This is a genomic window from Agrococcus beijingensis, assembly GCF_030758955.1.
Classification (GTDB): domain Bacteria; phylum Actinomycetota; class Actinomycetes; order Actinomycetales; family Microbacteriaceae; genus Agrococcus; species Agrococcus beijingensis.
The window spans coordinates 948,441-959,421 of sequence record NZ_CP132360.1; the positions used below are offsets into that span (position 1 = coordinate 948,441).

A 10,981-nucleotide genomic window follows, 5' to 3' on the forward strand; every position below is an offset into this window, starting at 1 on the left:
GTGACGAACGAAGGAGCAATCGTGTCGGATACCTCCCATGACCCCCTGGCGCCGGGCTCGCTGACGGGCCGGACCGCCCTCGTCACCGGCTCGAGCCGTGGCATCGGCGCCGCGACCGTCGACCTGCTGGCGCGCGCCGGGGCCGACGTGGTCGTCAACTACCGGGCGAAGGCGCCGCGCGCCGAGAAGGTCGTCGCCGCAGCCGAGGCGCAGGGCGTCGAGGCCATCGCCGTGCAGGCCGACCTCACCGACCCCGACAGCGTCGCGGCACTGTTCGCGAGCGCGCAGGAGCGCTTCGGCGGCGTCGACATCCTGGTGATGAACGCCTCCGGCGGCATGGAGAGCGGCATGGGCGAGGACTACGCGATGCGCCTCAACCGCGACGCGCAGGTGGCGCTGCTCGATGCCGCCGTGCCAGCGCTCAACCCCGGTGCCCGCGTGGTGTTCGTCACCAGCCACCAGGCCCACTTCATCCGCACGACGCCGACGCTGCCCGAGTACGAGGCCGTCGCGCTGTCGAAGCGCGCCGGCGAGGACGCCCTGCGCGAGCGCATCCCGCAGCTCGCCGAGCGGGGCGTCGAGCTCGTCGTCGTCTCGGGCGACATGATCGAGGGCACCATCACCGCCACGCTGCTCGAGCGCGCGAGCCCGGGCGCCCTCTCGAGCCGCCGCGAGTCGGCCGGCCGCCTCTACAACGTCGAGGAGTTCGCCCTCGAGGTCGCGCTGGCCGCTGTGGAGCCGGTGCCCGCCGACAGCACGCGGCTGGTGGGCGACGTCTCGGGCTTCGTCGCAGGCACCGCCGCCGGGGCCGACGCCTGATGCGCGCCGAGGACATCGAGCACCTCGTCGCGCTCTCCCGCCCCGCGGTGCACCCGAGCGGCGAGTTCGCGATCGTCGCCACCAGCCGCCCGAGCCTGCGCGCGAACCGCAACGTCGGCCAGCTCTGGCGCGTGTCGCTCAGCGACGGCTCGCGCCGCCGCCTCACCGGTGGCGTCGCCGACCGCAGCCCCAGGCTCACGCCCGACGGCCAGACGGTGCTGTTCCTGCGTGCCGACGAATCCGACAAGGCACAGGTCTGGGCGATGCGCGTCGACGGGGGCGAGCCGGTGCAGGCCACCGCGCAGCCCGGCGGCGTGCTCGAGTTCGCGGTCTCCCCGCAGGGCGACCGCATCGCCTTCACGGCTCCGGTCGTCGAGCCCGGCCGCTACGGCAGCGTCGAGGGCGTCAGCGCCGCGCAGGAGCCGGCCAGGCTGATCACGCGCAACCGCAGCCTCGCCAACGGCGTCGGCAGCCTGGTCGGCCGCCGCAGCCACCTCTTCGTCGCCGACCTGCCGGGCCTCGACGACGAGCCCCGCTACGACCGCGCCGCCCACCCGCACGACGGCAAGAGCACCGTCGACGACGCCCTCCACGCGCCGGAGGCGATCAAGCTGAGCCACGGCGAGTTCGACCACGGCTCGCCCGTGTTCTCGGTCGACGGCGAGCGCGTGCTCTGCATCACCGCGCGCCACGACACCCGCGACGACGACCTGCTGAACGCGGTGGTCGAGTTCGACGCGGCGGTCGCCGAGGGCGAGCCGCACACGATCCTCTCCTCGCGCGCCGGCCTGTCGGTCGGCGAGGTGCAGCCCACGCCCGACGGCGGCTTCGTGCTGCTCGCCCAGCAGATGGGGGAGACGGGGCGCGACTTCGTCGGCCGCAGCGTGCAGCTGTTCGTGCTCGAGCAGCCCGGCGCGCACCCCGAGGAGGTGACCGACGGCGGCTCGGTCGACCTCGGCGAGCCCACCAGCCACACCACCGTCGTCGACGACGGGGTGCTCGTGCAGGAGCGCCTGCGGGGTCGCAACCGCCTCGTGCACCTCACCGGCGGCGGCTCCCGCGAGCTCATCGGCGGCGACCTCGAGGTGCTCGGCCACGGGGTCGGCGCCGGCGTCACCGTCGCGACCGTCTCGACGCCCACGTCGGCGGGCGAGGTCGCGGTGCTCGACGACCGCGGCGTCACCGTGCTGACCGACTTCGGCTCGGCGCTCGCCGAGGCGGGCGTCGTCGCCCCGACCGAGCACGAGTTCAGCGTGCGCGACGGCGCGAAGGTGCACGGCTGGGTCTGGCTGCCGGAGGGCCCCGGCCCGCACCCCGTGCTCCTCAACATCCACGGCGGCCCGTTCGCGCAGTACGGCGTGGGCGTGTTCGACGAGGCGCAGGTCGCCGTCGACGCCGGCTACGCCGTCGTGCAGTGCAACCCGCGCGGCTCGGCGGGCTACGGCCGCGAGCACGGCGTCGCCATCAAGGAGGCGATGGGCACGGTCGACATGCACGACGTGCTCGACTTCCTCGACGCATCCCTCGACGCGCACGACGAGCTCGATCGCGAGCGGCTGGGCATCATGGGCGGCTCCTACGGCGGCTACCTCACGGCGTGGACGATCGCCCACGAGCATCGCTTCGCCGCGGCGGTCGTCGAGCGCGGCTTCCTCGACCCGGTCTCGTTCGTCGGCACCAGCGACATCGGCTGGTTCTTCACCGACGGCTACACGGGCACCGACCCGGATGCGGTGCGTCGCCAGAGCCCGATGGCGGTCGTCGGGCAGGTCACGACCCCGACGCTCGTGGTGCACTCCGAGGAGGACTGGCGGTGCCCGCCCGAGCAGGCGCAGCGCTACTTCGCCGCGCTCAAGCGGCAGGGCGTCGAGACGGCGCTGCTGCTGTTCCCCGGCGAGAACCACGAGCTGACGCGCTCGGGCCAGCCCCGCCACCGCGTGGAGCGGTTCGAGCACATCCTGCGCTGGTGGGCGAAGCACCTGCCGACCGCGCAGAACCACGGGCGCTGGCCGTGATCGGCGGCAGCCCGCTCGTGCAGGTCGCGCAGCGCGCGGTCGACCTCGAGCGGGCCGCCGCCTTCTACCGCGACCTCCTCGACATCCCGGTCGCCGCGACCTTCGATCCGCCCGGGCTGGCGTTCCTGGTGCTGGGCGACACGCGGCTGCTGCTCGACCGGGGCGCTCCGTCGGCGCTGCTCTACTTCGCCGTCGACGGACTGGACGCGCGGGTGGAGGCGCTGCGCGCATCCGGTGTGGAGATCATCGCCGAGCCGCGCACGATCTTCGAGCACGACGACGACTCGCTCGGTCCTGGCCGCACCGCAGAGCGGATGGCCTTCCTGCGCGACAGCGAGGGCAACACGGTGGCGCTCGTCGAGCACGTGACGCTCGACGAGCGGCGCGGCTGAGCCGGCTCAGGTCATCCAGGCGCTCGCGTCGTTGACGGCCATCAGCACGCGATCGCGCGCGGCGGCGTCGATCAGCTCGAGGCGGTGCGCGATGCGGGCGGCCTCGTCGTAGCCCTCGAAGAAGCGGATGCCGTCGGCCTCGAGCGCCGCCCGGACCTCGCCGGTGACGGCGACCACCTCGTGGATGAGCACGGCGACGCCATGCGCGCCGCCGATGCGCAGCATCTCGGCGCCCACCTGCGGGTCGGCCTGGCCGCTGTCGCCGATGAAGATGAAGCGGCACTCGGGGAACAGCGCGCGCTCGCGCACGAAGTTCTGCAGCTTGCGCTCCTTGATCGACCGCTTCGTGAACAGGTTCAGGAACGACCCGCCGAGCACCGAGTGCGGCGGCAGGCCGAGGTCGGCGAGCCCGTCGCGGGTGTACTGCTCGATGAGCCCTCGCGGCCCCTCGGGTCGCGCGGTGACGAAGGTGAGGTCGCCGGGGCGCGAGGGCTGCGCCGCGTGCCCCTGGTCGAGCTCGACGAGCAGCTCGACGACGCCCGGGTAGATCGAGCCGCGCGGGAACCGCGTCTCGTGCAGCATCGCCCGCACGGTGTCGTCGATGTCGCAGAGGATCCGCAGGTCGTGCTGCGGCGTCTGCTCCGCCTCGGCGGCGATGTGCGCGAGCACGACCTCGCGGTCGTCGTCGGTGAGCCGCTCGTAGACGACGTGCTCGAGGTCGTGCCGGTCGCCGGAGGCGTTCAGCAGGTACTTCATGTCGCGGAACGGCTCGCCGGTGAGCGACACGAGCAGCGAGCGGATGCCCTCGGAGAGCACCGGGTTCGGCGGCAGCCGCCGGAGCGCGTGCACGACGTCGGCGCGCGTCCTCGGGGAGAGCTCATCGGCGCGATCGATGCACAGCAGCGTGACGAGCTCGCGACGCTCGTCGTCGCGGAACAGGCCGGTGAGCGCGTTGCCGGCGATCGCCTTCACGGTGCGCTCGAGGTCGATCTGCTGCAGGACCGCATCGAGCGAGCCCTCCGGGGTCGCTCGCAGGCGGGCAAGGGCTTCAGCAGGGTTCACAGGTCTGATCCTCGCACTCGCACGCTGAGCGCGCCTCTGTCGATCCGCGCGTCGAGCCGACCGACCCGGCCGACCGCGTCGCCGTCGATCTGCGCGGGCAGCGGCCCGTCGACGGCGCCGAGCGTGATCCGCAGCGCGGTGCGATGACGCAGCACGCCCTCGGCGCGGGCGATGCCGGCGCCCGCTGCCGCGATGCGGCCCCAGTGGGCGAGGTGGCGGGGGCTCACGGTGGCGACGTGCAGCAGGCCGTCGTCGAGGCGCGTGCCGGGCAGCACCTGCAGGCCTGCGGGGATGCGGGCGGCGTTGTGCACGAGCACGCTCCACGCCCGCGCCGACTCGATCGCGCCGCCGTCGAAGCGGCCCCGCACGGCGAAGCTGGGATGGCCGAGCCTGCGCAGCCCGGCGTCGACGTAGGAGGCCCAGCCGAGGCGCCGCTTGGCGCGCAGCGAAGCGGCCTCGACGGCAAGGGCGTCGTTGCCGACGCCGACGACCACCAGGAACGGCACCTCCGGCTCATGGTCGCCGTGGTCGCGCGTGAGCACCACCATGCCCAGGTCGATCGGCCGAGCGACTCCGGCCACCGCGGTGCGGGCGGCCGCACCGGCATCGCGCAGCGGCAGCTCGAGGTTGCGGGCGAACAGGTTGGCGGTGCCCGCGGGCATGATGCCGAGCGGCATGCCCGTGTGCGCCAGCGCGGCCGCGATCTCGCGGACCGTGCCGTCGCCGCCCACCGCGACCACCGCATCCGCCCCCGTCTGCAGCGCTTCGCGAGCCTGCGGGGCGCCCGTGGCCGCCGGCGTGGTCGGCAGCACCCGCGCGTCGGAGCCCCGCTGGGCCGCCTCGCGCAGCACCGCGTCGACGCTCGCGCCGAAGCCCCGCGCGGTGGGGTTGCCGATGACGGCGATCGAGGGCACGCGGTCAGCGTAGCCGCGGGTCGGGGCAGACGCGGGTCAGCCGCGGGGCAGGGCGGGCGCGGGTCAGGGCATCGACGGGCGCAGCCGCAGGAAGCCCGCGAGCCGGGCGATCTCGTCGTGCACGGCGTCGCGCAGCCTCGCGCTCGGCTCGTCGTCCCAGTGGATGCGGTGCACCAGCAGGGCGCCCGCGTCGCGGTCTGCCTTGGCATCGACCTTGCCGACCAGCCGGTCGCCGTCGAGGATCGGCAGGGCGAACGCGCCCCAGCGACGCTTCGCGGCCGGCGTGTACTGCTCGAGCGCGTACTCGAAGCCCCACAGCTGCGCCATGCGGCGCCGGTCGGCGATCAGCCGGTCGAGCGGCGAGAGCAGCACCACGCGCTCAGCGAAGCCCTCTGCGCTCGCCCCGGGGTCGAGGCGCCACGTGCCGCTCACGCCCCGGATGCGCACCGGCTCGCCCTCGTCGCCCAGGTGCGTCGCGCGGGCGATGCCGCAGGCGCGCAGCCAGCGGCGCCGCCAGGTGCGCTCCGCCTGCTCGACCGCCAGCGGCTCGACGGGCGGGAGCACGCGCTCCGCGAGATCCCAGACGCGGGCGGCGCCGTGCCGCTCGGCGACCACGACCTCCCCGCGGATCTGCAGCAGCTCGAGCATCATCGCCACGTTGCGGTCGGTGTTCCAGCCGCTCGACACGTAGGGCACGTCGGCGGCGTCGTCGATCTCGGCCCGGGGGAGCGGGCCGTCCTCGCGCAGCTGCTGCACCACGCGCTCCCGGAAGCCCGCGTTGGCGTCGAGCCAGCGCCGCGACGACGCGTGCAGCGCGTCGGGGGCGCGGCCGATCGCGGTCAGCCACGGCAGGTCGCCCGTGGCGCGCAGCGCGATCGCCCATGCCTCCATCGGGTGCCGGTGCGGCCCGAGGTGGTCGACGAGGCTGAGCTCGACCTCGGCGGCGCGGCGCACGTCGTCGTAGGCGAGCCCGGGGATGCGCGAGTGCGCGATCTGCTCGGCCGAGGGGCAGACGATGTCGGTGGGATTCAGCGGCAGCAGCGTCAGCTGCGCGACCACCTCGGGCAGGTCGCCGGCATCGCGAGCCGTCGACGGCTCGTCGAGCAGCTGCGCGCGCACCGCGATGCGGCGGGCCTCCTCGACGGAGATCGTGCGGGCCTCGCTGGTCGGCATGCCGCGATGCTACGGGCAGGCGGCGACACGGGTATCGTCGCGGTGCCAGGATGAGTGCATGTCTGACACGCCCCGCCGTCTCGAGACCGTCACCGTGAGCGCCGGCCGTCCGCCGCACCTGCCGGGCGCGCCCATGAACGAGCCGGTGACCTTCGCCAGCTCGTTCGTCGCCGGCGGCGAGCTCGAGTACGCCCGCTACGGCAACCCGAGCTGGACGGCGCTCGAGGAGGCGCTCGGCGCGCTCGAGGGCGGCGACTGCATCTCGTTCGCGAGCGGCATGGCCGCCGTCTCCGCCGTCATCAACCTGGTGCCCGCCGGCGGCGCGGTCGTGGTCGCCCGCCACTCCTACCAGCACACGCTCGCGCTGCTCGACGACGGCGCGGCGAGCGCCCGCTACGAGGTGCGGCGCGTCGACGTCGCCGATCCCGACGCGGTCGAGGCCGCGCTGCCCGGCGCCGCGATGGTGTGGCTCGAGTCGCCCACGAATCCCGCGCTGGAGCTGGTCGACATCGAGCGGCTCGCGCGCGCCGCCCGGGCGGCCGGCGTGCTGAGCGTGGTCGACAACACGTTCGCGTCCCCGCTGCTGCAGCGGCCCCTCGAGCTGGGCGCCGACATCGTCGTGCACTCGGCGACCAAGCTGATCGCCGGCCACAGCGACGTCGTGCTGGGAGCGGTCGTGACGGGCGCGCCCGAGCTGGCGGAGCGCATCCGGTTCCACCGCGGCCTGCACGGCGCGATCCCGGGCCCGATGGAGGCGTTCCTGGCGCTGCGCGGGCTGCGCACGCTCTCGGTGCGGCTCGAGCGGGCCGAGCGCAACGCGCGCGAGCTCACCCGGCGGCTCGCAGGGGCCGCGGGCGTGCTCGAGGTGCGCGACCCCGGCTTCGGCACGATCCTGGCAGTGGTGCTCGCCGACGCGGCGGCCGCCGACCGCGTGGTGGAGCGCGTGGGGCTCTGGATCCCGGCGACGAGCCTCGGCGGCGTGGAGTCGACGCTCGAGCGGCGGCGCCGCTGGGCGACCGAGGCGCCGACGATCCCCGAGGGCCTCATCCGCCTCTCGGTCGGCATCGAGCACATCGATGACCTCGCCGACGACCTGCTGCGGGCGCTGGGGGAGTAGCGGTGCAGGTTCGGCGGCGCCGGCGAGCGGCGCTCCGCGCCCGTAGGCTCGCACGGTGACCGACCGAACCCTCTCCGATGGCGCGCTGCTGCGCGCGGCCCGCACCGGCGATGAGCCGGGCATCCTCGCCCTGATCCACGCGCTCGCCGTCTACGAGCGCGAGCCCGACGCGGTGGAGAACACCGAGGCGATGCTCACCGCCACGCTGTTCGGCGACGAGCCGCGGGCGTTCGCGCACGTCGTCGAGCGCGACGGCGCGATCGTCGGGATCGCGCTGTGGTTCCTCACGTACTCGACCTGGACGGGCACGCACGGCATCTGGCTCGAGGATCTCTACGTCGACGAGGCCCAGCGCGGGCGGGGCTATGGCCGTGCGCTGATGGCCGCGCTGGCGGCGGAGTGCGTCGCACGCGGCTACCGCCGCTTCGAGTGGACCGTGCTCGACTGGAACGAGCCGTCGATCGGGTTCTACCGCGCGATCGGCGCGGAGCCGCTGTCGGAGTGGACGACCCAGCGGCTCACGGGTGATCGCCTCGAGCAGCTCGCGCGAGCCTGAGCTGCCGTGCGGCGCGCGCGGGCGGTTGCCGCGGTCGCGTCCGGGGAAGTGGGGCGGGGGGAGTGGTGCCGAGGAGTGAGGATGCGGTCAGCGAGTGCGCAGCGCCCTGACCGTCAGCACCGGTGCGTCGGTGTCGCTCCAGCGCCGGGCCGACGTGCCTGACGGGGTGTGCGCGCTCACCACCGCGCGCTGCGCGGAGGCGAGGTCTGCGTGCCTGCCCATGGAGGCGCCACCGCCGTCGACGGCGATGTAGTCGTCGAGGCTGCGCTCGACGAAGCCGAGGAGCTGCACGCTCGCGAAGCCACCCAGAGGTCGGCGCCCGGTGACGCCCAGGTCGTCCTGGCGGCGTGCAAGCGATCGAAGGCGGATGCGGTGCCCGGCACCAGGGTCATCGACATGTCGCGCTCCTCCGGTCGTTAGTTCGGTGATCGAAATGTACCACCTTGGAACGGTAGGGTGGCGACGAAGCGCAGAAGAGGGGTGCACATGCGCAGCGAGAACGGTTCGGGCGACGTCGCCTCGTCCGGTTACTGGTACGCCGAGGATGGTCAGGCCTCGGGCGTCGACGTGCTGAACCTGCTGCGGCGCTACCGGGCCGCAGAGGGCGCGATGCGTGCCCGCACACGCTCGTCGATGGGCATGGGCGAGACCGATCTGCTGGCGCTGCGGCTGCTGCTGCAGGCGGAACGGCGCGGTGTGCTCGTGCGGCAGCGCGACCTCGGCGCCGAGCTGGGGCTCGCCGCCGCATCGGTGACTGCGCTCGTCGATCGGCTGGTCAAGAGCGGCCATGTGCAGCGCGAGCCGCACCCCGAGGATCGGCGGGCGACGATCGTCGTCCCGACGACCGACACCGACGACGAGGTGCGCGCGACGCTCGGCGCGATGCATCGGCGCATGATCGACGTCGTCGACACGATGGACGACGGCGAGCGCAGCGCAGTGGCCCGGTTCCTCGCGCGCATGGCGCTGGCCATCGACCAGGTCGACGAGCACGCCGAGCCGCAGGCGACACGCGTCATCGCCGGCTGAGCGGCCCCTCGCCGAGCTCGCTCCACAGATGGGCGAGCGTCGCAGCCCCGGCTCGGAGCATCGCGAGCGAGGCGCTCTCGTCGCTGTCGTGCCAGTTGTCCTCCACGAGCCCGGTGCCGAAGAAGACCACCGGCGCGTCGAGCCGCGTCGCGAGCAGGTCGGCCGGGCCGCCGCCGGCGTTGCCCATCCGGCCGACGTCGCGCACCCCGAAGCCGCGCGCCATGGCGCGGTCGAGCGCATCGACGAGCGGCGTCGCGGGCGTGCGATAGCTCTCCTGCGCGATCGACTCGTCGATCCTCAGCAGATGGTCGTAGCCTGCGGCGACCTGCTCGTCGAACCACTGCCGCATCTGATCGGCCACTGTGGCGATGCGCTGCCCCGCCACGGTGCGGATGCTGAGGTCTGCCGCCGCCATCGACGGCACGGCCGATCGCTTCACGTCCTCGACGTCGCCCGCCGCCAGGCCGATCACCTCGAGCGACGGTCGCTCCCAGAGCCGCTCGAGCACGGTGAAGCCGGCCTCGCCCGTGATGCTGCGCGTGTGCGAGCGCGCGAGCCAGTCGCCCGCGTCGAACGGCAGCGCGGCGAGCTCGGCGCGGCGCGCGTCGGTGATCGGCCGCACGTCGTCGTAGAAGCCAGGGAACGCGATGCGGCCGTCCGTGTCGTACAGGCCGCCGAGCAGCCGACCCAGCTCGATCGCCGGGTTGGGGGCAGGGCCGGAGACCGCCCCGCTGTGGATGTCGGTGCGCGGGCCGTAGACCTCCACTCGAGCCGTGAGCGTGCCACGGATGCTGGTGCACAGCGCCGGATGGCGGGCGTGCCAGAGCAGCGTGTCGGAGAAGAGCACCGCGTCGGCGTCGAGGCGGTCGCGATGCTCGTCGAGCATCGCCGCGAGGCTGGGGGAGCCGGCCTCCTCCTCGCCCTCCACGAGCAGCTTGAGGTTGACGGCCGGGGCCCGGCGCCCCGTCGCCCGGAGGTGCGCCCGGATCGCCCAGAGGTGGGCGACCACCTGGCCCTTGGCGTCCGAGCTCCCTCTGCCGTAGAGGCGCCCGTCGCGCTGCACCGGGTCGAACGGCGACGTCTCGTCCCAGTTGTCCGCCTTGACGGCGCGCACGTCGTGATGGCTGTACACCAGCACCGTCGGCGCGCCCGGCGCTTCGCACCACTCGGCGAACACGGCCGGCCCGGTGTCGCCGCTCCAGATCTCGGTGCTCGGGAAGCCGATGTCCCGCAGAGTGCCGGCGAGCCACGACGCCGAGTGCCGCAGGTGCTGCACATGCTCCGGCATGCCGGCGATCGACGGGATGCGCACCCATGCGGCGAGCTCGTCGGCAATGGCGTCGTCGTGCGCGTCGATGAACGCCCGGATGTCGTCATGAGCCTGATGCATCGGATGCTCCGTCCTCGCGCCCGCGAGCCCTGAGGCGTCGCGGATGTGCGCACGTACGGTGAGGCTAGACCCGCGCGGATCGTGAGGCCACGGGCCGCTTTCCAGACTCGCATCTACCGCCGATAATGCACATTATGTCGGGTAGCGTCGATGTCTTGTCGCTCCGCTCGCCCGCTGCGGCATCGGCGTCAGCGCGACCCCGCTTCGTCGAGCTGCACCCGGAGAGCCGTTCGGGCTCGCGCCAGTCGACTGCGGACGGTCGCGGCCGGTCTGCCCACGATGGCCGCCACCTCCTGCTGCGAGAACCCTTCCCAGTACACGACGGTCATCATTTCCTGGTCGAGCGCGGGCAGCTGACTGCCAGGAACGTCTCGCTGACCAAGTCGGCAGCATCTTCTCGGGCGTCGACCCGACGAATGAAGTCGCCCATGTTCGGTTGAGCCATCGCCCTCTCCCCTGCTCTCTGGCGAAGACACCTTCTCCGCCACTCAGGTAATGGCCAGCATCGCGCCTT

At 73.6% G+C, this 10,981-nt stretch carries 12 protein-coding genes; 6 read left to right on the forward strand and 6 right to left on the reverse strand.

Annotated features, from left to right (window positions below; genetic code table 11):
* Positions 1-21: 21 nt before the first annotated feature.
* The 3 genes from Q9250_RS04480 to Q9250_RS04490 are packed head-to-tail and all read left to right on the forward strand — an operon-like array spanning position 22 to position 3,226.
* The gene (locus tag Q9250_RS04480) at positions 22-819 is read left to right on the forward strand and encodes an SDR family oxidoreductase (protein ID WP_306233393.1); all 798 of its coding nucleotides are present in this window, start codon (positions 22-24) and stop codon (positions 817-819) included.
* Positions 819-2,834 (forward strand): S9 family peptidase, encoded by a 2,016-nt coding sequence (locus Q9250_RS04485; RefSeq protein WP_306233394.1) that lies wholly within the window; start codon positions 819-821, stop codon positions 2,832-2,834. Before Q9250_RS04480 ends, Q9250_RS04485 begins: the two co-directional genes overlap by 1 nt.
* Positions 2,786-3,226, forward strand: coding sequence for a VOC family protein (locus tag Q9250_RS04490; protein WP_306233395.1), 441 nt, complete (start codon positions 2,786-2,788; stop codon positions 3,224-3,226). Before Q9250_RS04485 ends, Q9250_RS04490 begins: the two co-directional genes overlap by 49 nt.
* Positions 3,227-3,232: 6 nt before the next feature.
* Here the strand turns inward: Q9250_RS04490 and Q9250_RS04495 are convergent, their stop codons facing one another.
* The 3 genes from Q9250_RS04495 to Q9250_RS04505 all read right to left on the reverse strand — a co-directional run bounded on the left by Q9250_RS04495 (position 3,233) and on the right by Q9250_RS04505 (position 6,375).
* A complete protein-coding gene (locus tag Q9250_RS04495; protein ID WP_306233396.1) occupies positions 3,233-4,288 on the reverse strand; it encodes a phosphatase domain-containing protein in 1,056 nt (351 codons plus the stop codon).
* Positions 4,285-5,202, reverse strand: coding sequence for a diacylglycerol/lipid kinase family protein (locus tag Q9250_RS04500; protein ID WP_306233397.1), 918 nt, complete (start codon positions 5,200-5,202; stop codon positions 4,285-4,287). The genes Q9250_RS04495 and Q9250_RS04500 overlap by 4 nt, the downstream gene beginning before the upstream one ends.
* Before the next feature lie 63 nt (positions 5,203-5,265).
* Positions 5,266-6,375: a DNA glycosylase AlkZ-like family protein gene (locus Q9250_RS04505; protein WP_306233398.1), complete on the reverse strand. Its 1,110-nt coding sequence runs from the start codon at positions 6,373-6,375 to the stop codon at positions 5,266-5,268.
* A gap of 58 nt (positions 6,376-6,433) precedes the next feature.
* On the opposite strand from Q9250_RS04505, the gene Q9250_RS04510 reads away from it, so the two are divergent.
* Together Q9250_RS04510 and Q9250_RS04515 are read left to right on the forward strand one after the other, a co-directional pair.
* On the forward strand, positions 6,434-7,492 hold the full coding sequence (locus tag Q9250_RS04510) for a trans-sulfuration enzyme family protein (RefSeq protein ID WP_306233399.1): 1,059 nt from the start codon (positions 6,434-6,436) through the stop codon (positions 7,490-7,492).
* Positions 7,493-7,547: 55 nt separating this feature from the next.
* Positions 7,548-8,048, forward strand: coding sequence for a GNAT family N-acetyltransferase (locus Q9250_RS04515; protein ID WP_306233400.1), 501 nt, complete (start codon positions 7,548-7,550; stop codon positions 8,046-8,048).
* 87 nt (positions 8,049-8,135) lie between these two features.
* Here the strand turns inward: Q9250_RS04515 and Q9250_RS04520 are convergent, their stop codons facing one another.
* Complete coding sequence (locus Q9250_RS04520; RefSeq protein ID WP_306233401.1) at positions 8,136-8,339, reverse strand: hypothetical protein; 204 nt, start codon at positions 8,337-8,339, stop codon at positions 8,136-8,138.
* A 195-nt stretch (positions 8,340-8,534) separates the two neighbouring features.
* Here Q9250_RS04520 and Q9250_RS04525 point away from each other — a divergent pair, with 195 nt between their 5' ends.
* The gene (locus Q9250_RS04525) at positions 8,535-9,077 is read left to right on the forward strand and encodes a MarR family winged helix-turn-helix transcriptional regulator (RefSeq protein WP_306233402.1); all 543 of its coding nucleotides are present in this window, start codon (positions 8,535-8,537) and stop codon (positions 9,075-9,077) included.
* Here Q9250_RS04525 and Q9250_RS04530 read toward each other — a convergent pair.
* Positions 9,064-10,467 carry a M20/M25/M40 family metallo-hydrolase gene (locus Q9250_RS04530; RefSeq protein ID WP_306233403.1) on the reverse strand — a complete coding sequence of 468 codons (1,404 nt, stop codon included), beginning with the start codon at positions 10,465-10,467 and terminating at the stop codon, positions 9,064-9,066. The genes Q9250_RS04525 and Q9250_RS04530 overlap by 14 nt on opposite strands.
* Before the next feature lie 188 nt (positions 10,468-10,655).
* Positions 10,656-10,955 (reverse strand): RNA polymerase sigma factor, encoded by a 300-nt coding sequence (locus tag Q9250_RS14165; RefSeq protein WP_422665076.1) that lies wholly within the window; start codon positions 10,953-10,955, stop codon positions 10,656-10,658.
* Positions 10,956-10,981 lie beyond the last annotated feature (26 nt).

Excerpts from the sequence above, each read along its gene's own strand:
- Q9250_RS04485 (WP_306233394.1), top strand. The coding sequence starts at position 819 with ATGCGCGCCGAGGACATCGAGCACCTCGTCGCGCTCTCCCGCCCCGCG.
- Q9250_RS04505 (WP_306233398.1), bottom strand. The coding sequence starts at position 6,375 with ATGCCGACCAGCGAGGCCCGCACGATCTCCGTCGAGGAGGCCCGCCGC.
- Q9250_RS04510 (WP_306233399.1), top strand. The coding sequence starts at position 6,434 with ATGTCTGACACGCCCCGCCGTCTCGAGACCGTCACCGTGAGCGCCGGC.
- Q9250_RS04525 (WP_306233402.1), top strand. The coding sequence starts at position 8,535 with ATGCGCAGCGAGAACGGTTCGGGCGACGTCGCCTCGTCCGGTTACTGG.
- Q9250_RS04530 (WP_306233403.1), bottom strand. The coding sequence starts at position 10,467 with ATGCATCAGGCTCATGACGACATCCGGGCGTTCATCGACGCGCACGAC.